At 69.2% G+C, this 24,189-nt stretch carries 19 protein-coding genes, 1 tRNA gene and 1 pseudogene; 14 read left to right on the top strand and 7 right to left on the bottom strand.

Annotation, left to right across the window (positions count from 1 at the left end; genetic code table 11):
- Positions 1–8 precede the first annotated feature (8 nt).
- The 12 genes from RAB70_RS09425 to RAB70_RS09480 all read left to right on the top strand — a co-directional run bounded on the left by RAB70_RS09425 (position 9) and on the right by RAB70_RS09480 (position 10,505).
- Positions 9–1,922, top strand: coding sequence for a potassium transporter Kup (locus tag RAB70_RS09425; RefSeq protein WP_017907445.1), 1,914 nt, complete (start codon positions 9–11; stop codon positions 1,920–1,922).
- 182 nt (positions 1,923–2,104) lie between these two features.
- Positions 2,105–3,142 (top strand): Holliday junction branch migration DNA helicase RuvB, encoded by a 1,038-nt coding sequence (gene ruvB / locus RAB70_RS09430; RefSeq protein WP_017907446.1) that lies wholly within the window; start codon positions 2,105–2,107, stop codon positions 3,140–3,142.
- A 39-nt stretch (positions 3,143–3,181) separates the two neighbouring features.
- On the top strand, positions 3,182–3,655 hold the full coding sequence (gene ybgC / locus RAB70_RS09435) for a tol-pal system-associated acyl-CoA thioesterase (RefSeq protein WP_039725849.1): 474 nt from the start codon (positions 3,182–3,184) through the stop codon (positions 3,653–3,655).
- Positions 3,652–4,428: a protein TolQ gene (gene tolQ / locus RAB70_RS09440; RefSeq protein WP_017907448.1), complete on the top strand. Its 777-nt coding sequence runs from the start codon at positions 3,652–3,654 to the stop codon at positions 4,426–4,428. The genes ybgC and tolQ overlap by 4 nt, the downstream gene beginning before the upstream one ends.
- 37 nt (positions 4,429–4,465) lie before the next feature.
- Positions 4,466–4,903 carry a protein TolR gene (gene tolR, locus RAB70_RS09445; protein ID WP_017907449.1) on the top strand — a complete coding sequence of 146 codons (438 nt, stop codon included), beginning with the start codon at positions 4,466–4,468 and terminating at the stop codon, positions 4,901–4,903.
- The gene (tolA, locus tag RAB70_RS09450; RefSeq protein ID WP_017914750.1) at positions 4,893–5,894 is read left to right on the top strand and encodes a cell envelope integrity protein TolA; all 1,002 of its coding nucleotides are present in this window, start codon (positions 4,893–4,895) and stop codon (positions 5,892–5,894) included. The genes tolR and tolA overlap by 11 nt, the downstream gene beginning before the upstream one ends.
- Before the next feature lie 165 nt (positions 5,895–6,059).
- Complete coding sequence (gene tolB / locus RAB70_RS09455) at positions 6,060–7,379, top strand: Tol-Pal system beta propeller repeat protein TolB (protein WP_148828954.1); 1,320 nt, start codon at positions 6,060–6,062, stop codon at positions 7,377–7,379.
- A gap of 68 nt (positions 7,380–7,447) precedes the next feature.
- Positions 7,448–7,966 carry a peptidoglycan-associated lipoprotein Pal gene (pal, locus tag RAB70_RS09460; protein WP_010344309.1) on the top strand — a complete coding sequence of 173 codons (519 nt, stop codon included), beginning with the start codon at positions 7,448–7,450 and terminating at the stop codon, positions 7,964–7,966.
- A gap of 6 nt (positions 7,967–7,972) precedes the next feature.
- A complete protein-coding gene (gene ybgF / locus RAB70_RS09465) occupies positions 7,973–8,800 on the top strand; it encodes a tol-pal system protein YbgF (protein WP_192578943.1) in 828 nt (275 codons plus the stop codon).
- A 46-nt stretch (positions 8,801–8,846) separates the two neighbouring features.
- A complete protein-coding gene (gene queE, locus RAB70_RS09470; protein ID WP_043091803.1) occupies positions 8,847–9,524 on the top strand; it encodes a 7-carboxy-7-deazaguanine synthase QueE in 678 nt (225 codons plus the stop codon).
- A gap of 175 nt (positions 9,525–9,699) precedes the next feature.
- Positions 9,700–10,365 carry a 7-cyano-7-deazaguanine synthase QueC gene (queC, locus tag RAB70_RS09475; protein WP_026143259.1) on the top strand — a complete coding sequence of 222 codons (666 nt, stop codon included), beginning with the start codon at positions 9,700–9,702 and terminating at the stop codon, positions 10,363–10,365.
- Between the two features lie 64 nt (positions 10,366–10,429).
- Positions 10,430–10,505 (top strand) — tRNA-Lys (locus RAB70_RS09480).
- 210 nt (positions 10,506–10,715) lie between these two features.
- Here RAB70_RS09480 and RAB70_RS09485 read toward each other — a convergent pair.
- Positions 10,716–11,318: pseudogene (locus RAB70_RS09485) on the bottom strand (LysE/ArgO family amino acid transporter); the annotation flags it as partial.
- Positions 11,319–11,422: 104 nt separating this feature from the next.
- On the opposite strand from RAB70_RS09485, the gene RAB70_RS09490 reads away from it, so the two are divergent.
- Entirely contained in the window at positions 11,423–12,331 is a 909-nt protein-coding gene (locus tag RAB70_RS09490) for a LysR family transcriptional regulator ArgP (protein WP_148828953.1), read from the top strand.
- Between the two features lie 265 nt (positions 12,332–12,596).
- On the opposite strand, the gene RAB70_RS09495 is transcribed toward RAB70_RS09490, so the two are convergent.
- The 4 genes from RAB70_RS09495 to RAB70_RS09510 all read right to left on the bottom strand — a co-directional run bounded on the left by RAB70_RS09495 (position 12,597) and on the right by RAB70_RS09510 (position 17,063).
- Entirely contained in the window at positions 12,597–13,223 is a 627-nt protein-coding gene (locus RAB70_RS09495; protein ID WP_148828952.1) for a TetR/AcrR family transcriptional regulator, read from the bottom strand.
- Between the two features lie 566 nt (positions 13,224–13,789).
- On the bottom strand, positions 13,790–14,284 hold the full coding sequence (locus RAB70_RS09500) for a hypothetical protein (RefSeq protein WP_148828951.1): 495 nt from the start codon (positions 14,282–14,284) through the stop codon (positions 13,790–13,792).
- Positions 14,285–14,432: 148 nt separating this feature from the next.
- The gene (recQ, locus tag RAB70_RS09505; RefSeq protein ID WP_043091807.1) at positions 14,433–16,241 is read right to left on the bottom strand and encodes a DNA helicase RecQ; all 1,809 of its coding nucleotides are present in this window, start codon (positions 16,239–16,241) and stop codon (positions 14,433–14,435) included.
- 255 nt (positions 16,242–16,496) lie between these two features.
- Entirely contained in the window at positions 16,497–17,063 is a 567-nt protein-coding gene (locus tag RAB70_RS09510; protein ID WP_010344296.1) for a Dps family protein, read from the bottom strand.
- A gap of 93 nt (positions 17,064–17,156) precedes the next feature.
- On the opposite strand from RAB70_RS09510, the gene hrpA reads away from it, so the two are divergent.
- The gene (gene hrpA, locus RAB70_RS09515) at positions 17,157–21,293 is read left to right on the top strand and encodes an ATP-dependent RNA helicase HrpA (RefSeq protein ID WP_148828950.1); all 4,137 of its coding nucleotides are present in this window, start codon (positions 17,157–17,159) and stop codon (positions 21,291–21,293) included.
- Between the two features lie 554 nt (positions 21,294–21,847).
- On the opposite strand, the gene RAB70_RS09520 is transcribed toward hrpA, so the two are convergent.
- Positions 21,848–23,623 (bottom strand): chloride channel protein, encoded by a 1,776-nt coding sequence (locus RAB70_RS09520; RefSeq protein WP_150409796.1) that lies wholly within the window; start codon positions 23,621–23,623, stop codon positions 21,848–21,850.
- 11 nt (positions 23,624–23,634) lie between these two features.
- Positions 23,635–24,147: a hypothetical protein gene (locus RAB70_RS09525; protein WP_148829438.1), complete on the bottom strand. Its 513-nt coding sequence runs from the start codon at positions 24,145–24,147 to the stop codon at positions 23,635–23,637.
- Positions 24,148–24,189 lie beyond the last annotated feature (42 nt).

Here is a 24,189-nt window from a genome sequence, read left to right on the forward strand (position 1 = left end):
TTCCCACCATGTCCAGCTCCTCCAGTTCCGCCGCCCGCCCGGGCAGCCACGATCCGCACGCCAAGACGGGCTTTGGGGTGATGCTGACCGCCATCGGCGTGGTCTTCGGCGACATCGGCACCAGTCCGCTGTACACGCTCAAGGAAGCGTTCTCGCCGCACTACGGGTTGACCCCGGACCACGACACCGTGCTGGGCATCCTGTCGCTGGTGTTCTGGGCGCTGATGCTGGTGGTCACGGTCAAGTACGTCACCGTGATCATGCGCGCCGACAACGACGGCGAGGGCGGCATCATGGCGCTGACCGCGCTGGCCCAGCGGACCCTGCCGGGCGGCTCGCGCTCGATGTACGTGGTCGGCATCCTCGGCATCTTCGGCGCCTCGCTGTTCTTCGGCGACGGAGTGATCACCCCGGCCATCTCGGTGCTGTCGGCGGTGGAAGGCCTGGAGGTGGCCGCGCCCAAGCTGGAACCGTTCGTGGTGCCGATCACCCTGGTGGTGCTGGGCATGCTGTTCATGGCCCAACGCTACGGCACCGAGCGGGTGGGCAAGGCGTTCGGGCCGATCACCCTGGTCTGGTTCGTGGCGCTGGGCGCGATCGGCGTCTACAACATGACCCGCGCGCCGGAAGTGCTGCATGCGCTGAACCCGTGGTGGGGCGTGCGCTTCTTCGCCGAACACAACTGGCACGCGGTGTTCGTGCTCGGTGCGGTGGTGCTGGCGGTGACCGGCGGCGAGGCGCTGTACGCGGACATGGGCCATTTCGGCGCCAAGGCGATCCGCCGCTCGTGGCAGTGCGTGGTGCTGCCGATGCTGACCCTGACCTACCTGGGGCAGGGCGCGCTGGTGCTGCGCGATCCGGCGGCGGTGAGCAACCCGTTCTACGAGGCGGTGCCGGAGTGGGCGCTGTACCCGATGATCGTGCTGGCCACCGCGGCCACGGTGATCGCCTCGCAGGCGCTGATCACCGGCGCCTACTCGGTGGCCAGCCAGGCCATGCAGCTGGGTTACATCCCGCGCATGCACATCCGCCACACCTCGCACTCCACCATCGGCCAGATCTACGTGCCGGCGGTGAACTGGTGCCTGCTGGCGCTGGTGGTGGTGGCGGTGATCGGTTTCGGCGACTCCACCTCGCTGGCCACCGCCTACGGCGTCTCGGTCACCGGCACCATGCTGATCACCACCGTGCTGATGGTGATCTACGCGCGCGCCAACCCGCGCGTGCCGGCGCCGCTGCTGTGGCTGTTCGCCCTGGTGTTCCTGGCCGTGGACTGCGCGTTCTTCTACGCCAACATCATCAAGTTCCTGGACGGCGCCTGGTTCCCGCTGCTGCTGGGCCTGATCCTGTTCACCCTGATGCGCACCTGGCGCCGCGGCCGCAAGCTGCTGCACGACGAGATCCGCAAGGACGGCATCAAGCTCGATACCTTCCTGCCCGGGCTGATGCTGGCGCCGCCGGTGCGCGTGCCCGGCACCGCGGTGTTCCTGACCGCCGACCCGATGGTGGTGCCGCACGCGCTGATGCACAACCTCAAGCACAACAAGGTGCTGCACGAGCGCAACGTGTTCCTGACCGTCGAAACCCTGCAGGTGCCGTACGCGGCGGCCGGGCAGCGGCTGAAGATCGACGCGATCGGCGACGAGTTCTACCGGGTCTACGTGCGCTTCGGCTTCATGGAGACCCCGGACGTGCCGCTGGCGCTGATGCGCTCCTGCGACCAGGGCGGGATCTACTTCGACCCCATGGACACCACCTATTTCGCCAGCCGCGAGACCATCGTGGCCAGCGCCAACCGCGGCATGCCGATCTGGCGCGACAAGCTGTTCGCGGTCATGCACCGCAACGCCGCCCCCGCCACCGGCTTCTTCCGCATCCCCGGCAACCGCCTGGTGGAGCTGGGCGCGCAGGTGGAGATCTGAGGCCGCGACGGTGTCGCGGCCTTGGGAATGGGGAGGCGGGAATGGGGAACAGGGAAAGGCAACGGCCGCGGCGTCTGGCCTGAAACCAGGCGGCGACCATCAAAGTAAGCGCCAGCCGTGCCGCCAACCGCTACTATTGTCCGCTCGATTCCCCATTCCCGATTCCCCAATCCCGGCTTTCCATGGACCGCATCATCGCCAGCAGCGCCACCCGCGAGGATGACGCGGCCGAGGCCAGCATCCGCCCCAAGCGGCTGGACGACTATCTCGGCCAGCAGCCGGTGCGCGAGCAGCTGTCGATCTACATCGAGGCGGCCAAGGCGCGCGGGGAGGCGATGGACCATGTGCTGATCTTCGGGCCGCCGGGCCTGGGCAAGACCACGCTCAGCCATGTCATCGCCAACGAGCTGGGGGTCAATCTGCGGGTCACCTCCGGCCCGGTGATCGAGAAGGCCGGCGACTTGGCCGCGCTGCTGACCAACCTGCAGCCGCACGACGTGCTGTTCATCGACGAGATCCACCGCCTGTCGCCGGTGGTCGAGGAAGTGCTGTACCCGGCGATGGAAGACTTCCAGATCGACATCATGATCGGCGAGGGCCCGGCCGCGCGCTCGATCAAGATCGACCTGCCGCCGTTCACCCTGATCGGCGCCACCACCCGCGCCGGCCTGCTGACCGCGCCCTTGCGCGACCGCTTCGGCATCGTCCAGCGCCTGGCCTTCTACACCCCGGACGAGCTGGCGCAGATCGTGCGCCGCTCCGCCAGCATCCTCGGCATCGCCTGCAACGCCGACGGCTGCGCCGAGATCGCGCGCCGCGCGCGCGGCACCCCGCGCATCGCCAACCGCCTGCTGCGGCGGGTCCGCGACTTCGCGCAGGTCCGCGCCGGCGGGCAGATCGACCTGGCCGTGGCGCAGGCCGCCACGCAGATGCTCAAGGTCGACGCCGAGGGCTTCGACGAGCTGGACCGGCGCATGCTGCGCACCATCATCGAGTACTTCGACGGCGGCCCGGTCGGTGTCGAGTCGCTGGCCGCCTCGCTGTCGGAGGAGCGCGGCACCCTGGAGGACGTGATCGAGCCTTACCTGATCCAGCAGGGCTACCTGATCCGCACCGCCCGCGGCCGCATGGCCACCAACAAGGCCTATCTGCACTTGGGCCTGCAGCCCAAGCACCGGGAATTGGGAATCGGGAGTGGGGAATCGGGGGCGCTGTTCTAGGATGTTCTGGTTACCCAGCTATCGACAGGAGCGCCGCTCTTGACTGCCGATTCCCCATTCCCCGTTCCCGATTCCCGGCTATTCAGTTGGCCGACACGCGTCTACTGGGAAGATACCGACGCCGGTGGCGTGGTCTACCACGCGCGCTACGTGGCCTTCCTGGAGCGGGCGCGCACGGAGTGGTTGCGGGCGCTGGGGTATGGTCAGGAGCGTCTGCGCCTGCAACACGATCTAGTGTTCGCGGTGCGCGCGATGCAGCTCGACTTCCTGCGCCCGGCACGCCTGGACGATTCCCTGCAGGTCGGCGTCGCGCTGTCGCAATGCAAGCGCGCCAGCCTGGTGTTCGCGCAGTCGATCCGCCGCGACGACGGGGAGCTGCTGTTGCGCGCGCAAGTGCGGGTGGCCGCGCTCAGCGCCGGCAGCTTCCGCCCGCGCGGCATGGACGACGCGCTGCACGATGCATTGAAAGTTCTTGAAATCACTGAAGCCGAATTACTGAGGAACGACGGATGATCGCATTGCTCCTGGCCCTGCAGGACACGGTGGTGGAGGCGCTGCCGCAGGACGTGACCCAGACCGCCACCCAGGCCGTCGCCAGCACCGCCGCCCATGGCGGCATCAACTATCTGGACCTGATGGTCAAGGCCAGCCTGCCGGTCAAGGTGATCGTGCTGCTGCTGCTGCTCGGCTCGCTGATCAGCTGGGTCATCATCTTCCGCAAGGGCAAGGTGTTCAAGGACGCCAACCGCGAGGCCGACGACTTCGAGAACCGCTTCTGGTCCGGCACCGACCTGAGCAAGCTCTACGCCGGCGCCACCGACCGCAACCGCGTGGTCGGCGGGCTGGAGGCGATCTTCGAGGCCGGTTTCCGCGAGTTCACCCGCCTGCGCGACAAGCGCCGGCTCGATGCACGCATCCAACTGGAAGGCGCGCAGCGGGCGATGCGCGCGACCTACGCGCGCGAGGTCGACCGCCTGGAGCGCAACCTGGAACTGCTCGCCAACATCGGCTCCACCGCCCCGTACGTGGGCCTGGTCGGCACCGTGTTCGGCATCATGGTGACCATGCACGACATGATCAACAGCGGCCAGCAGGCGGGCATCGCCGCGGTCGCGCCGGGCATCTCCGAGGCGCTGTTCGCCACCGCCATCGGCCTGTTCGTGGCGATCCCGGCGGTGTGGGCCTACAACCGCTTCACCACCCGGGTCGAGCGCCTGGCCGTGCGCTTCGAGACCTTCTCCGAAGAGTTCAGCTCCATCCTGCAGCGCCAGGCCAGCGGCGACTGAGCGTCGCCCGCCTGTCCACGACTCCCAGGATTCCCGCATGACTGCCGCCATTTCCCGCCGCAAGCGCCGCAAGCTCAAGTCCGAGATCAACGTCGTGCCATACATCGACGTGATGCTGGTGCTGCTGATCATCTTCATGGTCACCGCGCCCTTGCTCAGCCTGAGCGTGGACGTGGACCTGCCCGATTCCACCGCGCGCTCGGTGGAGAGCAAGAAGGATCCGGTGATCGTCACCGTCGATGCCGAAGGCCGCTACACGCTGACCCTGCAGGACGGCAAGCCCGAGAAGATCGCCGCGCCGGAGCTGAAGGCCAAGATCCAGGCCTTCGTCGGCCAGAACAAGGACGTGCCGGTGTTCGTCGCCGCGCCCGGCACCTCGAACTACCAACTGGTCATGGACACCATGGTCATGCTGCAGCAGGCCGGCGTGCCCAAGGTCGGCCTGATGAGTCAGCCCGGAAACAATGCACGCTGAAGCCGATTCCCGCCCGCCGCAGCAGCGCGGCGACGACAAGGGGCTGATCTTCGGGGTCGCCCTGGCGTTGCTGGTGCACGTGCTGATCGCACTGCTGTTCTTCCTGGCCTGGTGGTGGTCGCCGGTGCGTCAGGTCGAACCCGCCGCCGGTTCGCCGATGGTCGAGGCCTCGCTGGTGGTCTCGGCCGCCGACGTGCGCTCGGCGCAGAAAGCGGTGAAGGACGCGCCCAAGCCCTTGCCCGAGCCGCTGCCCGAACCGGTCAAGGACGTCGCCGAGGAAGACACGGTGCCGCCGCCGCAGCCGCTGCCCACGCCCAAGCCGCAGCAGGCGCCGACCCCGCAGCAGCAGAAGGCGCAGGACTTCGTCCCGGTGCCCGACAAGGTCGACCAGGACCGCGCCACCCGCACTGCGATCTCCCAGGAAAAGGAGAAGCAGGAGCAGGAGGCCAAGCGCCGCCAGGAACAGATCGACCTGACCGAGCAGAAGCGCCAGCAGGAGGCCGAGCAGAAGCAGCGCCTGGCCGCGCAGCAGGAAGAGGAGCGGCAGAAGAAGATCGCCGACATCCGCAAGCAGCGCGAGAAGCTGGAGCGCGAGGCCCAACTGGCGCAGCAGAAGCTGCAGCAGATCGCCGACCTGAACGCCAAGAAGGCGTCCGCGGCCGCGGCCACCACGCCGCAGCAGGCACCGGGTCAGAACGGTACCAACACCGATCTGCAGGCCAAGTACGCCGCGGCGATCCAGCAGGCGGTGCTGAGCCAGTGGGTGCGCCCGGACTCGGTGCCGCTGGGGCAGAAGTGCAAGATCTCGATCACGCAGATTCCCGGCGGCCAGGTCATGCAGGCCAAGGTCAGCCCCGACTGTCCCTATGACGAGGCCGGCCGCCGCTCGATCGAGGCCGCGGTGCTGCGTGCCCAGCCCTTGCCCTACCGTGGCTTCGAGTCCGTGTTCGCGCGCAACCTGACCTTCAACTTCACCGCCCAGGACCAATGACACCGGCGGCTGGCGCCGCATCGCGCGCGCCATCCACCCGACATGCGATGGGCGATAATGTGCCGCGTCCTGCCATCGGCTTCACACGGCGATGGTTCATGATTGCGAATACGTTCACCCGCGCATTGCTATCTCTTGCGCCTTTCCGATCCTGCTGAGCGACCCATGAAGAAACTGCCGCGCTGGCTTGCCGTTCTCACCGCCCTGTTGCTGCCTCTCGCCGCGTCCGCGCAGGACAAGGGCCTGGAAATCGACATCGTCGGCGGCAATGCCTCGGCGACCCCGATCACCGTCGTGCCGATGCCGTACCAGGGATCGGCGACCCCGCCGAGCACCGACGTCGCCGCCGTGGTGCGCGCCGATCTGGATCGCTCCGGCCAGTTCCGCAACCTGCCCGAGTCGCAGATCGTGGAGCGCCCGACCCGCGGCAGCGAGGTGCAGTTCGCCACCTGGCGTGCGCTGAAGCAGAGCTATCTGGTCGTCGGCCGGGTGATGGACGCCGGCGAAGGCGCCTACCGGGTCGAGTACGAACTGTTCGACGTGGGCAAGGGCGAGCGCATGCTCGGCCTGGCCATGACCGCCCGCGCCAACGCCATGCGCGACGTCGCCCACCAGATGGCCGACGCCATCTACGAGAAGATCACCGGCGTGCGCGGCGCGTTCTGGACCCGCATCGCCTACGTCACCGCCAGCGGCAAGGGCGGGGCGATGCGTTATGCGCTGATGGTCGCCGACTCCGACGGCTACAACCCGCAGACCATCGTCCGTTCGGCCGAGCCGCTGCTGTCGCCGAACTGGAGCCCGGACGGCAAGAAGCTGGCCTACGTGAGCTTCGAGCGCGGCAACTCGTCGATCTACATCCAGGACATCGCCACCGGTGCGCGCCAGCTGGTGTCCAGCTTCCGCGGCATCAACGGCGCCCCGTCGTTCTCGCCGGACGGCAAGAAGCTGGCGCTGGCGCTGTCGCGCAGCGGCAACCCGGAGATCTACGTGATGGACCTGGGCAGCAAGCAGCTGACCCAGCTGACCAACCACTTCGGCATCGACACCGAGCCGACCTGGGCGCCGGACGGCAACAGCATCTACTTCACCTCCGATCGCGGCGGCCGCCCGCAGATCTACCAGGTGCCGGCCACCGGCGGCAGCGCCACCCGCATCACCTTCCAGGGCAACTACAACGCGACCCCGAGCGTGTCCTTCGACGGCAACAAGCTGGTCGTGGCCCAGGGCAGCGGCAACACCTACAAGATCGCGATGATGGACCGCAGCCTGGGTTCGCCGCGCTGGAGCACGCTGTCGACCGGTTCGCTGGACGAGTCGCCGAGCTTCGCCCCCAACGCCAGCATGGTGCTGTATGCGGCGCGTGAAGGCGGCCGTGGCGTGCTGTACGCGGTCTCGGCCGATGCCCGTGTGCGGCAGCGCCTGGTGCTCGCCGATGGCGACGTGCGCGAGCCGTCCTGGTCGCCGTATCGCACCGCACGTTGACATGTAAGTTTGGTGTTAATATTTCGCTGTTGAACCCCTCATCGGCCCAGGAGCCACAAGGTATCGCCATGAACAAGACCACCCGCGTTCTGCTTGTTTCGCTGTTGTCCGTTGCAGCTCTGGCCGGCTGCGCCAAGAAGGTCAAGGAACAGCCCCAGACCGACACCACCGGCACCACCGGTACCACCGCCCCGACCGGCCCGTCGACCTCCGGTCTGTACGGCCCGGGCGACCTGGACACCGATTCCTGCCTGCGTCAGCGCGTGGTCTACTTCGACCTGGACAAGGACACCGTGAAGCCGGAGTTCCAGGCGATCATGGCCTGCCACGCCAAGTACCTGCGTGACCGTCCGTCCTCGCGCATCACCCTGCAGGGCAACACCGACGAGCGCGGTTCGCGCGAGTACAACATGGGCCTGGGCGAGCGTCGTGCCAACGCCGTGTCCTCGGCGCTGCAGGCCAACGGTGGCTCGGCTGCGCAGCTGACCGTGGTCAGCTACGGTGAAGAGCGTCCGGTCTGCACCGAGTCGAACGAGTCCTGCTGGTCGCAGAACCGTCGCGTCGAGATCGTCTACACGGCGCAGTAAGAAAAGATGCGTATCGGTGTCCTTACATCGATGATCGTCGCGGCGGCCCTCGTGGCCGCCGCGCCGGCTCATGCGCAGCGCGCAAGCCTGGCCGACCGCGTTTCCGCGCTCGAGCAGCAGGCCATGAATACCCAGGCCAACACCGACATCCTGAACCAGCTCAACCAGCTGCGCACGCAGATGCAGTCGATGGAAGCCACGATCGAACAACTGCAGCACAGCAACGACCAGCTCAAGCAGCAGATCAAGGACCAGTACCTGGACCTGGATGGCCGCGTGGGCCGGCTGGAGAGTGGTGCAGGGGCAGGGGCGACGCCGTCGCTGCCGCCGGCCAATGGCACCGCACCGGCTGTCGCGCCGGCCGCGCCCGCAGGCAAGCCGTCCGCCGTCGCCGAGCCGCCGCCGTCGGTGCACGGCGACGCCGGCACCCTGGCCGCCGCCGGTGACGAGCGGGCCGTCTACAATGTCGCCTTCGATGCCCTGAAGGCGGGCAAGTACGCCGACTCGGCGAACCTGTTCCAGAACTTCCTGCAGGCCTACCCGAACGGCGTGTATGCGCCGAACGCGCTGTACTGGCTGGGCGAGAGCTACTACGCCACCAAGAACTTCCAGTTGGCCGAGGCCCAGTTCCAGGACCTGATCGGCCGCTATCCGACCCACGACAAGGCGCCGGGCGCGCTGCTCAAGCTGGGCCTGTCCCAGTACGGCGAAGGCCGCGTCCAGGATGCCGAGCAGACCCTGCAACAGGTCGGCGCGAAGTATCCTGGGTCCGATGCCGCGCGGACCGCGCAGGACCGCCTGCAGTCGATCCGTCTCGGCCAGCAGCTGCGCTGAGCCCCTTACGCTGCCGCCGCCGTCGCGGGAGCATCTTTCTCCCGCCATGGCCGCCGTTCCCAGCGATATCGTCCAAAGCCCGCTGCCCCGCCTGAAGCTGACGGAGATCTTCCTGTCGCTGCAGGGCGAAGCCGAGAGCGCCGGCTGGCCCACCGTGTTCGTGCGCCTGACCGGCTGCCCGCTGCGCTGCAGCTACTGCGACACCGCCTACGCCTTCCATGGCGGGCAGTGGTGGGACATCGACGCGATTCTCGAAGAAGTGGCGCGCCACGGCGTGCGCCACGTCTGCGTCACCGGCGGCGAACCGCTGGCGCAGAAGCGCTGCCTGCAGCTGCTGCAGCGCCTGTGCGACGCCGGCTACGACGTGTCGCTGGAGACCTCCGGCGCGCTGGACATCGCCGAGGTCGACCCGCGGGTGTCGCGGGTGCTCGACATCAAGACCCCGGCGTCGCAGGAAGCGCACCGCAACCGCTGGGAGAACCTGCCGCTGCTGACCGCGCGCGACCAGATCAAGTTCGTCCTGTGCGGCCGCGCCGACTACGAGTGGGCGCGCGCCGTGGTCGCCGAACACCGACTGGACACCCGCTGCACGGTCTGGTTCTCGCCGAGCAAGAGCGAACTGACCGCACGCGACCTGGCCGACTGGATCGTCGCCGACCGCCTGCCGGTGCGGTTCCAGATGCAGTTGCACAAGCTGCTTTGGAACGACGAGCCGGGGCGGTAGCTGCGCGCTGGCGCGCAGCTGGGAATCGGGAATGGGGAAACGGGAATCGGAGAGCGCCGCGCGGTCGGCGTGGCTCTACCTGATCCGCTTTCGCTTCTCGAAGACCTTCGATCTTCCCGGTGCAGCCTGACTGCTACGCTTTTCCCATTCCCGTTTCCCCACTCCCGGCACCCAGATGAAAAACGCCGTCGTCCTTCTCTCCGGTGGCATGGACTCCGCCGTCGTCGTCGCCATCGCCCGTGCGCAGGGTTTCGCAGTGCATGCCTTGAGCGTGCGCTACGGCCAGCGCCACACCTCCGAACTGGACGCCGCCGCGCGTGTTGCCTCGGCGCTCGGCGCGGTGGCGCACAAGACCGTCAACGTCGACCTGCGCAGCATCGGCGGCTCCGCGCTGACCGACGACATCGAGGTGCCGGACGCCGGTGGCGACGGCATCCCGGTCACCTATGTGCCGGCGCGCAACACCATCATGCTGTCGGTGGCGCTGGGCTGGGCCGAGGTGCTGGGCGCGGCCGACATCTTCTGCGGGGTCAACGCCGTGGACTATTCCGGCTATCCCGATTGCCGCCCCGAGTTCATCGACGCGTTCCAGACCCTGGCCAACCTGGCGACCAAGGCCGGCGTGGAGGGTGCCGGGCTGCGCGTGCATGCGCCGTTGCAGCACATGAGCAAGGCGGACATCGTGCGCGAAGGCGTGCGCCTGGGCGTGGACTTCGGCCTGACCGTGTCCTGCTACCGCGCCGACGACGCCGGCCGCGCCTGCGGCCACTGCGATGCCTGCCGCCTGCGCGCGGCCGGCTTCGCCGACGCCGGCGTCGCCGACCCGACCCGCTACGCCTGATTTCGCGAAACGCCCCGTGCTGGGGTAGACTACGCGCCCCGGTGCAACGCCGGGGTCTTGTTTTGGGCCGTTAGCTCAGTCGGTAGAGCAGAAGACTTTTAATCTTTTGGTCGATGGTTCGAATCCATCACGGCCCACCACTCCGCTCAGCGGGTTGCGCGTCGCCTTTGGCGGTTTTTTCGCCAGCTTCGGACATCACTCCTGAATTCAACGCGAGGTGCGCTGCTTCCTTGTCGGGATTGCGCGGTCGTCGGCTTGCTGCATTCACTTCCACCATTGCCCGAAAGCTGCAAGCGTGGCCAATCGCACTGGTTGGCAGCCACCGTACCCGATCGCTCACCCAAAGGCTGCAGGAGCAACGCGAGGCACAAGCCCAGCATGAACAGCGCGACCGCCGCATCCAGCAACCGCCACGCAGCGGGCTTGCGGAACACCGGCTGCAGCAACCGCGCGCCGTAGCCCAGGCTGCCGAACCAGGTCGCGCTGGCCAGGCAGGCGCCGAGTGCGAAGGCCCAGCGCAGTGGTCCCGGGTAGCGCGTGGAGAGGCTGCCCAGCAGCACCATGGTGTCCAGGTAGACATGCGGATTGAGGAAGGTGAAGGCCAGGCAGGTCAGCAGGACGCGTTGCCAGCTCCGCTGATCCTCGCCGTGCGCCAGCAGGCCGCCACTGCCGCGCCAGGCGCGTCGTGCCGCAAGTAGCGCGTAGGCGCCGAGGAAGGCCGCACCGCCGAAGCGCAATCCCTGCAGCACGCCCGGCCAGGCGTCCACCACGGCACCGATGCCGGACACGCCGAGGACGATCAGCGCGATGTCGCTGGCGGCGCACACGGCCACGACCAGGCCGACATGCCGACGCTGCAGTCCCTGGCGCAGCACGAAGGCGTTCTGCGCGCCGATGGCGACGATCAGGCCGGCGCCGGCGACGAGGCCGGCCAACAGTGCGTGCAGCAACATGAGGAGTGCCCGGTGACGTGGGCGGGCATGCTGCATGTGCCAGCGGGATTAGCCAAACTAATTTTTCTGTAGGCTATGAAGCATTCCTAATCTCCATCGCTCCCATGGATTTGCTCCACCCCCAGCTGTCCGCTTTCGCCGCCGTCCTGGAGGAAGGCAGCTTCGAGGCCGCCGCGCGCCGTCTGGCGCTGACGCCGTCGGCGGTCTCGCAGCGGATCAAGGCGCTGGAAGACCGGCTTGGCCAGGTGCTGATCGTGCGCCAGGCTCCATGCCGGCCGACCCCCGCCGGGGAGCGCCTGCTGCGCAGCGTGCGGCCGATGCAGGTGCTGGAGGCCGAGGCGGTGACCGACCTGTCGCCCGCGCCTGCGAGCAGCGCAGCGGCACGCAGCATCGCCATCGCCGTCAACGACGACTCGCTGCAGACCTGGTTCCTGGATGCGCTGGCGGCGCTGCACGACGCGCATGGCTACCTGTTCGATATCCAGGTGGACGACCAGGACCACACGCTGGAGCTGTTGCGCAGCGGCGCGGTCCTCGGTGCCGTCACCTCCGTCGGCAAGGCGTTGCAGGGCTGCAATGTGCTGTCGCTGGGCGCGATGCGCTACCGCGCGATCGCCTCGCCGGCGTTTTTCGCCCGCTACTTTGCCGACGGCCTGGATGCGGCGGCGCTGGCCCGCGCCCCGATGATCGTCTACAACCGCAAGGACGCGCTGCAAGCGCGGTTCGTGCGGCGCATCACCCGCGCGCGGTTGCACCCGCCGATCCACTATCTGCCGACCTCCATCGGCTTCGTCGAGGCGGCCGCGCGTGGACTGGGCTGGTGCCTGGCGCCGGAGCCGATGCTGGTGGCCGCGCTGCGGCAGCGGCAGATCGTGGTCGTCGATGCGCAGCGCTGGCTCGACGTGCCGCTGTACTGGCAGCATGTCGCGGTCCGTTCCAGGACGCTGCAGCACATCGCTCAGGCGCTGCGTGCCGCAGCGGAGGGCATGCACGCGTCAGCGCCGCTTGCCTGAGCGTCGCTCGCGGTGGGTCGCTTGCTCCGGCGCCGATCATCGTCCAGGGCGACCTCCTGCTTGTGACGGCAGCAGTGCATCGACGTCGAGTGCTGCCGGGGATCAGGTCAGGGTCGTTTCGCGGATGACGCCGCTCGGCCTCATGCCGCCTCGTGCAGGAACGCAGCGCCGGCGTCTGTATCCGCAGGGCGCATCAGGATCCCGGTCAAGGCGTCGGTGATGGGGGGACGAGCCGTCAGGGAGAAGGGAACGGCGGACGACGGCATCAGGCCTGCGCCGTGCTGAAGATCCCGGCCAGGCTCTCGCTCAGGATCAACTGCAGATGCATGCGGTTGAGCTCCACGCCGGTGGTCATCATCATGTGCAGGCCGCCGCACATCGCCGCGACCGCGTAGACGCGGGCCTGGAATTCGGCTTCGCTGCCGCTCCAGCCGTGGTCGCGCAGCATGCGCCGCAGCAGGTCGCCGAGGTTCTGCACCAGGGACACGTTGAGCCGGCGCGCGTACTGCGCCAGTTCGGGGTCGCGTGCGGCGGCCAGGTCCATCTCCAGATCCAGGCGCCGCCGCCGCTGGTTGGCATCGGCCACCAGCCAGTCTTCCAATGCCCCGGCGATGAACGTGGTCGCGTCCTGGTGCGGCGGCGGTTGCAGGAGCCACATGGTGCGGATCGCACGCTCGTAGCCGCGTTCCATCAGCGCCTGGACCAGGCTGCGCTTGTCGTCGAACTGCCGACGTACCGCGCTGCAGGAGACGTCGGCAGTCCCGGCGATCAGTTCGAAGGTGGTGGCGCCGAGGCCGTTCTCGACGATGCAGCGCTCGGCCGCATCGAGGAGGTCATCGTGCAGGCGCTGCTCGCGTTCGCGGGCGCTGTGCAGCCGGACTACGTTGGACATGGCGTGAGCTCGGGGGGAAGCGATGCCACATGAAGGGGAGGTATGCCGGGCGACCGGCCGCGACGCGCACGCGATGCGTGACGCCGCCGCGGACGGCATGCCGACAAAGGCAGCGCGATTGTAGACGCGATGCGTCGCGGTCGCGCGTGCGGCGGCAAGTCGGTCGATCCCATAGCCACCACCGTGACGGGCGGCACTCTCGAGTGGGGGTGTCGATGCGCACTTCGCGCGCAATGGACGCAGCGGGCACGGCTGCATGACTGGGTGCTGGAGCGCGAGCGTGGGAGCGGGCGGTTTCAGTGGTGCCGGCACGACACGACGCACCGCGGGGTGCTGCGATTGCGGATGTGGACAGGGGGACACGTGCTGCCGGAAAGTTCCAGGCCGCATGCGGACCAGCCTGGGAGTCCGGCGGGTACTGCTGTCAACTTCGGGAAGTGCGCGGTAGAAGCGGCTTCAGCCGCGACGGGCGTTACCGGGAACGCCCCGTGGGGGGGATGACACAACGTACATCGGTTCGAGCGTGGCGGGAGCGGATCATTGGCGCTGCCCTCGTGTCGCCGTGCTTACCAGCCGAACGGCGGCGGGCCGTAGGCGCCGGGATAGTAGCCGCGGCCGAACACCGGGCCGTCGCCGCGGCCGACGCTGATGCTGATGCCCATTTGCCGCGGCTTGCCGTCATCGGTGTAGGAGGTCTTGCACAGGTTCAGATTGGCGGCCTGGTAGTTGCTGTTGCCGCCATGCGTGGAATAGCCGATGCCGGTGGCGACGCTGCCGTGCACGTCGCCGTTGCAGCGGTCGGCCTGCGCCTGCAGGGCCTCGGCGCGCGCCTGCGCGGCCGCCGCCTTCTGCGCCGAGGCCGAGGTGCCGCTGGTATCGCCGTAGTACGCGCCCGGCGGATCGGCCTTGGTGCCGGGATCGGCGTAGGTGATCGGTTGTTGCGGCACGCTCAGGTCGAGCTTGCGCTTGGCCGCCTCGCTGTCGCTGGTGGCATCGGCGGTCTGGGCCAGGGCCGGGCCGGCAAGCAGGGCGCAGGCGAGGAGAAGGAGGCTGCGGTTCATCGGGCATCCGCCAGAAGAGAGGGGCCCGGCGGAGCCTGTCAGACGCTCCGCCGTGACGCTGACGCTATCAATACCACGTTGAACCCGGCCTGTCGGCGCCGCGGGCCGCGCCGCGACGTGCCGATGCTGCAGGCGCCGCTGCCGCGCTTCAGCCCTGTCCGTGCACCACGTCGAGCAGTTGCTGGCCGTAGCGGGCCAGCTTGCTGCCGCCGATGCCGCCGACCCGCGCCAGTTCGTCCAAGCTGCTCGGACGCTGCTCGGCGATGTTGCGCAGGGTGCTGTCGTGGAAGATCACGAAGGCCGGCACGTTCTGTTCCTTGGCCAGGCCGGCGCGGAGGTCGCGCAGCGCATTGAACAGGGGCAGGTCCTGCGCCTGCACCGGCACGCCGGTGCGCGGGCTGCCGCTGCGGTCGCCGCGCTCGCGGCCGCGGCTGGGCAGTTCGCGGCGCATCATGATCTTGCGTTCGCCCTTGAGCACCTGGCGGCTGGCGTCGGTGAGGCGCAGGCCGCCGTAGGCGTCGCTGTCCACTTCCAGCAGGCCGGTGGCGACCAGTTGCCGGAACACGCCGCGCCAGGCGCGCGCGTCCAGGTCCTTGCCGATGCCGTAGGTGCTGAGCTGGTCGTGGCCGAACTGCTTGATCTTCTCGCCTTCGTTGCCGCGCAGGATGTCGATCAGGTGGCCGACGCCGAAGCGCTGGCCGCTGCGGTACACGCAGCTCAGCGCCTTCTGCACGGCCACCGTGGCATCCCAGGCGTCGGCCGGCTGCAGGCAGTTGTCGCAGTTGCCGCAGGGCTGCGGATAGGTCTCGCCGAAGCCGGCCAGCAGCACCTGGCGGCGGCACTGCATCGACTCGCAGTAGCCCAGCAACTGGTCGAGCTTGCGCCGTTCCACGCGCTTGCGTTCCTCGCCGGCCTCGCCCTGCTCGATCATCTGCTTGAGCAGCACCACGTCGCCCAGGCCGTAGCACAGCCAGGCTTCGGCGGCCTCGCCGTCGCGGCCGGCGCGGCCGGTCTCCTGGTAGTACCCCTCCAGCGACTTGGGCAGGTCGGTGTGGGCGACGAAGCGCACGTCGGGCTTGTCGATGCCCATGCCGAAGGCGATGGTGGCGCACATCACGATGCCGTCCTCGCGCAGGAAGCGGCGCTGGTTGTCGGCGCGCACCTCGGCCGGCAAGCCGGCATGGTAGGGCAGGGCGTTCAGGCCCTCGCGGGCGAGGAAGTCGGCGGTCTCCTCGACCTTGCGCCGCGACATGCAGTAGACGATGCCGGCGCTGCCGCGGTGCGCGCGCAGGAAGTCCAGCAGCTGGCGCCGCGCATTGTCCTTCTGCACCACCGTGTAGCGGATGTTGGGGCGGTCGAAGGAGCTGACGAAATGGCGCGCCTGGGCCAGGTCCAGGCGCTCGGCGATCTCGCGCTGGGTCGGCGGGTCGGCGGTGGCGGTGAGGGCGATGCGCGGGGTCTGCGGCCAGCGCTCGTGCAGCACGGTGAGCTGTCGGTATTCGGGGCGGAAGTCGTGGCCCCATTGCGACACGCAATGCGCCTCGTCGATGGCGAACAGGGCGATGCGGCTGCGCTCGATCAGCGACAGGAAACGCGGGGTCAGCAACCTTTCGGGAGCGACGTACAGCAGGTCCAGTTCGCCGGCCAGCAGGTCGCGCTCGACACGCTGCGCGGTCTCGCCGTCCAGGGTGGAATTGAGGTATTCGGCACGCACGCCGAGCTGGCGCAGCGCCTCGACCTGGTCCTGCATCAGCGCGATCAGCGGCGAGATGACGATGCCGGTGCCGTCGCGCAGCAGCGAGGGAATCTGGTAGCACAGCGACTTGCCGCCGCCGGTGGGCATCAGCACCAGCGCGTCGTGGCCGGCGGCGACGTGTTCGACGATGTCCTGTTGCAGGCCGCGGAACTGGTCGTAGCCGAAGACGCGGCTGAGCAAGGCGTGGGCGGGGGAAGACATCTGTGTAGGATACCGCGCCGCGCAAGGGCGGTTGGCTTCCTGGTGTGCGCAAGCGCGTGTCAGGCGAACGCGCGCTGGTCTGTAGGAGGCGACGGTCTTGCGGTCGTGGCAGACGAAGCCTGCCGGGGCCGAGATCGAAAGGCGTCGGGACTGAAGTCCCTTCCGCAGTGCACCCAGCCAGCGTCTCGCGCCGCGCCGCGCGGCGGGGCGCGCGGGCGGCGCGCCCTGCCTGCCAGGCAGGCAGGGCGGAATCCCTTACTGCAGCAGCGAGCGCAGCATCCAGGCGTACTTCTCGTGGGTCTGCAGGCGCTGGGTCAGCAGGTCCACCGACGGGTCGTCGCCGGCGTCGTCGGCGGTCTTGAGCACCTTGCGCGCGGTACGGCACACCGCTTCGTTGCCGACCACCAGCTGGCGCACCATTTCGCGCCAGTCGGCGCTGTCGCTGAGGCCTTCCTCTTCCGGGATCGAGGTCAGCGCCGCGTATTCCTTGTACGAACCGGGGGCGTTGAAGCCCAGGGCGCGGATGCGCTCGGCGACGTCGTCCAGCGCCGCCCACTGCTCGGTGTACTGGGTCTCGAACATCAGGTGCAGCGAGTTGAACATCGACCCGGTCACGTTCCAGTGGAAGTTGTGGGTCTTCAGGTACAGGGTGAAGGCGTCGGCCATGTAGTGCGACAGGCCGTCGGCGATCTTCTTGCGATCGCCGCCACCGATCCCGATATCGATGTTGGGCGCGGACGGCGCCAGGCCGGCCAGCGGCTGGCCGGCGACGGCCTTGCTGGCGGCGTTCTTGGTCTTGCCGGGGGTCTTGTTCTTGGCCATGGGAGTTCCTCTTTGGGGGTTACAGACGAGATGGCGTCACAATAGACAGACTAAAGCATGTGCTGTGATTCAACGTTCAATGGCATCCGATTGATGAACGCTATCGAAAAACCTTCCGTGCCGGCACGCCTGCGCGAACGCCGCGCCGCGATCGACGGCGCGCTGACCCGCGACCGTGGCCGCCTGCTGGGCCTATGGTCGCGCTGGCAGGCCGCGCCCGGCAATGCCGCGCTGGAGACGGCGTTCGAGCAGGCGCTGCAGACGTCGCAGGCGCGTTGCGCCGCGCGTGCGGCGCAGCAGCCGGCGATTACGTTGGATCCGCAGTTGCCGATCGCGCGCGAGGCCGAGCGCATCGTCGCGCTGATCCGCGAGCACCAGGTGGTGGTGATCGCCGGCGAGACCGGCTCGGGCAAGACCACGCAGTTGCCGAAGCTGTGCCTGGCCGCCGGACGCGGCGCCGCCGGCATGATCGGCTGCACCCAGCCACGGCGCATCGCCGCGCGCGCGGTGGCCAGCCGCGTGGCCGAGGAGCTGCGCACGCCGGTGGGCGAGACGGTGGGCTTCCAGGTGCGCTTCAACGACCGCGTCGGCGAGCAGACCCGGATCAAGTTCATGACCGACGGCATCCTGCTGGCAGAGATCGCCAGCGACCGCTGGCTGTCCGGCTACGACACGATCATCGTCGACGAGGCGCACGAGCGCAGCCTCAACATCGATTTCCTGCTCGGCTATCTGAAGCAGTTGCTGCGCAAGCGTCCGGACCTGAAGGTCATCGTGACCTCGGCGACGATCGACACCGCGCGCTTCGCCGCGCATTTCGACGATGCGCCGGTGATCAGCGTGGAAGGCCGCACCTATCCGGTGGAAGTGCGCTACAGGCCGCTGGAGGAGGCGGGCGGCGAGGAGGCCGACGCCGAGAGTGGCGACAACGCCGGCGACCGCACGGTCAACCAGGCGATCGTGGCGGCGATCGACGAAATCACCCGGCTGGATCCGCGCGGCGACGTGCTGGTGTTCCTGCCCGGCGAACGCGAGATCCGCGATGCGCACCATGCGCTGGAACGGCGCAAGTACCGCGAGACCGAGGTGCTGCCGCTGTACGCGCGGCTCTCCAACGCCGACCAGGACCGGGTGTTCAACCCTGGTCAGCGGCGGCGCCTGGTGCTGGCCACCAACGTCGCCGAGACCTCGCTGACGGTGCCGCGCATCCGCTACGTGGTCGATCCCGGCTATGCCCGGGTCAAGCGCTACAGCCCGCGGCAGAAGCTCGATCGCCTGCACATCGAACCGATCTCGCAGGCCAGTGCCAACCAGCGCAAGGGCCGCTGCGGCCGCATCGCCGAGGGCATCTGCTACCGGCTGTACGCCGAGGCGGATTTTACGGCGCGCCCGGAGTTCACCGATCCGGAGATCCGCCGCTCCAGCCTGGCCGGGGTGATCCTGCGCATGCTGCAGCTGGGGCTGGGACGGATCGAGGATTTCCCGTTCCTGGAACCGCCGGACGAGCGTGCGGTGGCCGACGGCTGGCAGCAACTGGTGGAGCTGGGCGCGGTCGGCGAGCCGGACCGCCATGGCCTGCGCAAGCTCACCGAGATCGGCCGCAAGATGGCGCGGCTGCCGGTGGACGTGAAGCTGGCACGGATGCTGGTGGCGGCGCAGCAGCACGGCTGCCTGCGGCCGATGCTGGTGATCGCCGCGTTCCTGGGCATCCAGGATCCGCGCGAGCGCCCGCCGGAGGCGCGCGAAGCCGCCGACAACGCGCATGCCAAGTTCGCCGATGCGCGCTCGGAATTCGTCGGCATCCTGCGCCTGTGGGACGGCTACCGGCAGGCGCACGAGGACCTGACCCAGTCCAAGCTGCGCGACTGGTGCGGACGGCATTTCCTCGGCTTCCTGCGCATGCGCGAGTGGCGCGAACTGCACCGCCAACTGCATTTGCTGTGCGCGGAACTGGGCTGGACCGAGGAGCCGGCGGAGGCCTCCCTGCAGCCCCTGCTGGCCGGCGCTTCCGCGCCCGCGCCGGCGCGCGATGCCGAGACCGCGGCGCGTGCGACCCGCGGGCAGTTGCACCGCGCTGCGCGGCTGGCCCGCGAAGGCCGCGGCACCGGTACGCCGGCCACGCCCGCACCTGCGGCCCAAGCCGCGCCACCGGCGTCCGCCGAGGCCGGGGAGGCACCGCGTGCCAGCGAACGCGAGCGTGCCGCCGCCTACCAGGCGCTGCACCGCGCCTTGCTGGCCGGGCTGCCGACCCAGGTCGGCCACCGCACCGAGAAGGGCGATTTCCTGGCGCCGCGGCAGCGCCGCTTCCTGTTGTTCCCCGGCTCGGCGCTTGCCCGCAAGCCGCCGCCGTGGGTGCTGCCGGCGACGTTGCTGGACACGCAGAAGGTATGGGGCCTGACCAATGCCGCGATCGAGCCGGATTGGGTGATCGCCGAGCTGCCGCACCTGCTGGCGCGCAAGCATTTCGATCCGCACTGGTCGCGCGCGCAGGGGCAGGTGCTGGCCTCCGAGCAGATCAGCCTGTTCGGGCTGGTGCTGGCGCCGAAGAAGCCGGTGCACTACGGCCGCATCGATCCGCCCGGCGCGCACGAGCTGTTCGTGCGCCAGGGCCTGGTGCCGGGCGAGATCAACACCCGCGCCAGCTTCGTCGCCGACAACCAGAAGGTGCTGGCGCAGGCGCACGAAGAAGAGGCCAAGCTGCGCCGCGCCGGCATCGTCGCCGACGAGGACTGGCAGGCGCGCTGGTACCTGGACCGGATTCCCGGCGAGATCCATTCCGCCTCCGGCCTGGACGCCTGGTGGAAGGCGCTGGCGCCGGAGCAACGGCGCGCGCTGCACTGGTCGCTGGCCGACCTGCTGCCGGGCGAGGGCAGCGCGGCCGAGCGCTATCCCACGTATTTCCCGCTGGGCGATGCGCGGCTGCCGCTGCATTACCGGTTCGAACCCGGCGCGGCCGACGACGGCGTGACCCTGGAGGTGCCCGTGCACCTGCTCAACGCGCTGGACCCGGCGCGGCTGTCGTGGCTGGCGCCGGGCTTCGTCACCGACAAGGCGGCGGCGCTGATCCGCAGCCTGCCCAAGGCGCTGCGGCGCAACTACGTGCCGGCGCCAGACTTCGCGCGTGCGTTCTACGAGGCGTTCCCGCAGCCCAGTGCCGACGACATCCGTGGCGAGCTGGCGCGGTTCCTGCAGCGCGCCACCGGCGCGCCGCTGAGTGCGCTGGAGTTCGACGAGAGCACGCTGGAGCCGCATCTGCGCATGAACCTGCGCCTGCGCGACGAGGCGGGCAAGGTGCTGGCCGAATCGCGCGACCTGGACGCGCTGCGCACGCGCTTCGGCGAACGTGCCGGGCAGGCCTTCGCCGCGCGCGCCGGCCGCGCCATGGCCGCGACCGGATTGCGCGAGTTCCCGGCGACGCCGATCCCGCTGCAGGTGCCGGGCGAAGCCGGCGTGCCGGCGTATCCGGCGTTGGTGGACGAGGGCGACAGCGCCGCCCTGCGCATCTTCGCCGACCGTACGCAGGCCGAGGCGGCGCATCCGCGCGGCGTGCGTCGGCTGCTGGAGATCGCCCTGGCCGACAAGGTCAAGCAGGCGCGCAAGCAGTTGCCGGTATCGCCCAAGACCGGGCTGTTGTACGCGGCGATCGAATCGCAGGAACGCCTGCGTGGCGACCTGGTGGAAGCGGCGTTGAATGCGCTGCTGGAACAGGGGCTGGAGGCGATCCGCGATGCGGACAGTTTTGCCCAGCGCCGCGACGCCGCCGCCAGGCAGCTGTTCGGCGAGGCGATGGAGCGGCTGAAGCTGGCCGAGGCGATCATGGGCGCGGCGGCTGAACTGAAACCGCAACTGGAATCGCCGCTGATGGGCTGGGCCAGCGGCAACCTCGACGACCTGCGCGCGCAACTGGCGGCCTTGCTGCATCCGGGCTTCCTGCGCGAGACCCCGGCCACTGCCCTGGCGCAGTTCCCGCGCTACCTGCGCGCGATGATCCTGCGCGCCGAACGCGCCAAGCGCGATCCGGCGCGCGACCAGTCGCGGATGCTGGAGCTGAAGCCGTTCGTCGACGCACTGGCCGACGCGGCCGCGGCCGGACGTGGCGACACGCCGGAGTGGCAAGCGCTGCGCTGGGACCTGGAAGAACTGCGGGTGTCGCTGTTCGCCCAGGAACTGGGCGCCCGCGCCGGCATCTCGGCCAAGAAGCTGGCGCAGCGGGTGGCTCTGCTGCGGTGATTACCAGCCGTTCGGCTGTGGAAAAGCCGGGAGTGGGGATGGACAGCCTACGGCTGCCGAAGAGCGCGCGGGATTGGGTGTGAGATTTCCGCGCTGTTCCCGCACCACCGGCGTGAGCAGCATTCTTGTGGGAGGGACTTCAGTCCCGACGCGTTCAGCGGCAGGCGTCGGGGCTGAAGCCCCTCCCACAACGGGGATGCGCCGCTTGGACGGTCAAGCGATCTGCTCTGCAACGGCGCGTGGTGTTGGTGCCACGCACCAACGCAGTCGCGTCTTGTTGTGTCGCAGGAGCGGCTTCAGCCGCGCCCATCGTGGCGTCATGCGTCGCGGCTGAAGCTGCTCCTGCGCGTACGCTCCAGGGCGATTGGAGGTGCCCTGCATTCCCGCCGCTCTGGCGTTCATGCGTGGGGGCTGAAGCCCCTCCGACAGCAGCCGCTCCTGCGACATGCGATCACGGCCCTCAACCTCTCAGGGGGGCAGCAATCCTGCGAATCCCGAATCCCCCCGAATCTCGAATCCCGAATCCCCAATCCCCAATCCCCAATCCCCGCCCCTCAATCATCCACCCGCTCGCCCATCAGCTCGCGCTGGCGCTTGTCCAGTTCCTCGGCGTAGCGCTTGCGCACGAAGCTTTCGCTGAGCACGCCCAGGACCTTGCCCTGATCGTCGACCACCGCCAGCTCGTCGCTCTGGGTCAGGTCGAACTGGCGCATGGCGGTGACCACGTCGGTGTCGGCGGGCAGGGCCACGTCGCGGTTGCCGGCGTAGTCGACGATGGCTGCGTCGGCGTTGACGCCGTCGGCGTAGGCGGCGGCCAGGGTGACCAGGCCGGCGTAATGGCCGTTCTCGTCTTCCAGCACCACGCGGGTGCCCGAGCCGAGCGGGAAGCGGCGGCGGAACTCGGCCACGCTGGTGGTGGCGGCCAACGGATGCACGTCCTTCTGCATCATCCGCCCGGCGCTGAGGTGCTTGACCCAGCCGACGTCGCGCGCGCTCTTGATGGTCTCGCCGCGCAGGTGCAGGCGCCAGGTCGAGAACGAGTAGCCGAAGATCTGGCGGACGATGGTGTTGGCGACCAGCACCGCCACCATCACCGCGCTGGCCAGCACGAAATCGTGGGTGCCTTCCAGTACCAGCATCGCCATCGTCATCGGCGCGCCGATCACCGCGGCGGCCATCGCCGCCATGCCGGCCAGCGACGCGGCGGTGCCGTCGACCAGGGCCATGCCGCTGCCGAGATTCAGCACGCCGGCGAACAGCCCGCCGACCAGCGACCCCATGAACAACGAGGCGAAGAACAGGCCGCCGCGGAAGCCGAAGCCCAGCGAGATGGCCGAGCCCAGGCACTTGAGCAGCAACAGGATGCCCAGCCAGCGCAGCGAGGTCGGGCTGGTCAGGTCCAGGTGCAGCGCGCCGTGTCCGGAGGACAGCACCTGCGGGGTGATCAACGCCAGCGGGATCAGCAGCAGGCCGCCGGCGACCGGGCGCGCCCAGCGCGGCAGCGGGCTGCGGTTGATCGCCTGTTCGATCGCGCCGATCAGGCGCATCACCGCCACTGCCAGCAGGGCGCAAAGCACGCCGAGCAGCGCGTACAGCACGTAGTCGCGCGCCTCCAGCGCCGAGGCCGCCGAGGCCGGCAGCAGGTACGGCTGTACCCCGGCCAGCTGCGACACGAACACCGCGCCCAGCGAGGCCACCGCCACCGGTGCCAGCGCCGATGGCGAGTACGCGCCGATCACGATCTCGAACGCATAGAACGCACCGGCCAGCGGCGCGCCGAAGGCCGCCGCGATGGCCGCGCCGGCGCCGGCGCCGACCAGGGTACGGATGTCGGCGCGGCGCAGGCGCAGCACCCGGCCCAGGTGCGAGCCGCTGCCGGCGCCCATCTGCGTGTACGCCGCTTCCAGGCCGACCGAGGCGCCGACGCCGTTGGAGAACAGGGTCTGCACGGAGACGATCAGGTTGTCGCGCATCGACATGCGCCCGCCATACAGCGCGTTGGCTTCGACGGCGTCGACCAGTTGCCGCTTGCGCGCGCGCGCGGCCATGCCGAGCAGGCCGACCAGCAGCCCGCCCAGCGGCAGCACCAGCAACTGGTGCACGCTCAGTTCGGACATGGCGCTGAGCCGCTCGTCTGCCTCCAGGCCGTACAGCAGGGCCTGCGCGCCGTGTGCCAGGCTGCTCTGCAACAGGGTCAGCAGGCCGGCGATCACACCGACCAGCAGGGCCAGGGCGATGAACCAGACATCGCTGGCGCGCAGGCGCCGGCGCAGCGCGTCGGCGAGGCTGTGCGAGGCGTCGGCCAGTCCCGGCCGCGGACGCAGGTTCACGGCGCGCGATCCTATCTGACGCGACGGACCTTGGCGCGGGTGTTGTAGTTGCCGACCTGCATGTACCACACGCCGACGATGCCGGGCGTGATCTTCACCTTGGGCGCAGTGAGGTGCACGCTGGACAGGCTCGCCGCCTCGGTCTGCTCCCATTCCTGGCCGTTGGCCAGCACGTAGTGGCGGCCCTTGCCGAAGCCGGTGAACTCGCCGACCAGGGTGCTCTCGATCGGCTCGGCGCTGCCGAAGTCGAAGAAGCCGCGATTCTTGGTGATCACCTCGCGGCGGCCTTCTTCCTTGGCCTTCTCCAGCGCCACCGCGGTTTCCTTGGCGACCTTGCCCTGCAGCCAGTCGTTCAGCGCGGCCAGCTCCTGCGGCGACAGCTTGTCCAGCCCGGCCGCCTTGAACTCCTGCGGCGACATCTGCGTCTGCAGATCGCCGGAGACGGTGCGCTGGGCGAGCGCCGGGGCGGCGGACACGGCGAGCGCCGCGCACAGGACCAGGGGAGCGAGACGCGCGAAGGACATGGCGAGGATCCGGGCAGTGGGATGCGCCGTAGTGTAGTCGCA

Origin of the sequence: Xanthomonas sontii (genome assembly GCF_040529055.1) — a bacterium.
Lineage (GTDB): Bacteria > Pseudomonadota > Gammaproteobacteria > Xanthomonadales > Xanthomonadaceae > Xanthomonas_A > Xanthomonas_A sontii.

Excerpts from the sequence above, each read along its gene's own strand:
- queE (WP_043091803.1), top strand. The coding sequence starts at position 8,847 with ATGGCCGCCGTTCCCAGCGATATCGTCCAAAGCCCGCTGCCCCGCCTG.
- RAB70_RS09500 (WP_148828951.1), bottom strand. The coding sequence starts at position 14,284 with ATGAACCGCAGCCTCCTTCTCCTCGCCTGCGCCCTGCTTGCCGGCCCG.
- RAB70_RS09495 (WP_148828952.1), bottom strand. The coding sequence starts at position 13,223 with ATGTCCAACGTAGTCCGGCTGCACAGCGCCCGCGAACGCGAGCAGCGC.
- tolR (WP_017907449.1), top strand. The coding sequence starts at position 4,466 with ATGACTGCCGCCATTTCCCGCCGCAAGCGCCGCAAGCTCAAGTCCGAG.
- RAB70_RS09425 (WP_017907445.1), top strand. The coding sequence starts at position 9 with ATGTCCAGCTCCTCCAGTTCCGCCGCCCGCCCGGGCAGCCACGATCCG.
- RAB70_RS09510 (WP_010344296.1), bottom strand. The coding sequence starts at position 17,063 with ATGGCCAAGAACAAGACCCCCGGCAAGACCAAGAACGCCGCCAGCAAG.
- queC (WP_026143259.1), top strand. The coding sequence starts at position 9,700 with ATGAAAAACGCCGTCGTCCTTCTCTCCGGTGGCATGGACTCCGCCGTC.
- RAB70_RS09490 (WP_148828953.1), top strand. The coding sequence starts at position 11,423 with ATGGATTTGCTCCACCCCCAGCTGTCCGCTTTCGCCGCCGTCCTGGAG.
- ruvB (WP_017907446.1), top strand. The coding sequence starts at position 2,105 with ATGGACCGCATCATCGCCAGCAGCGCCACCCGCGAGGATGACGCGGCC.
- ybgF (WP_192578943.1), top strand. The coding sequence starts at position 7,973 with ATGCGTATCGGTGTCCTTACATCGATGATCGTCGCGGCGGCCCTCGTG.
- pal (WP_010344309.1), top strand. The coding sequence starts at position 7,448 with ATGAACAAGACCACCCGCGTTCTGCTTGTTTCGCTGTTGTCCGTTGCA.
- RAB70_RS09525 (WP_148829438.1), bottom strand. The coding sequence starts at position 24,147 with ATGTCCTTCGCGCGTCTCGCTCCCCTGGTCCTGTGCGCGGCGCTCGCC.
- hrpA (WP_148828950.1), top strand. The coding sequence starts at position 17,157 with ATGAACGCTATCGAAAAACCTTCCGTGCCGGCACGCCTGCGCGAACGC.
- recQ (WP_043091807.1), bottom strand. The coding sequence starts at position 16,241 with ATGTCTTCCCCCGCCCACGCCTTGCTCAGCCGCGTCTTCGGCTACGAC.
- tolA (WP_017914750.1), top strand. The coding sequence starts at position 4,893 with ATGCACGCTGAAGCCGATTCCCGCCCGCCGCAGCAGCGCGGCGACGAC.
- tolB (WP_148828954.1), top strand. The coding sequence starts at position 6,060 with ATGAAGAAACTGCCGCGCTGGCTTGCCGTTCTCACCGCCCTGTTGCTG.
- tolQ (WP_017907448.1), top strand. The coding sequence starts at position 3,652 with ATGATCGCATTGCTCCTGGCCCTGCAGGACACGGTGGTGGAGGCGCTG.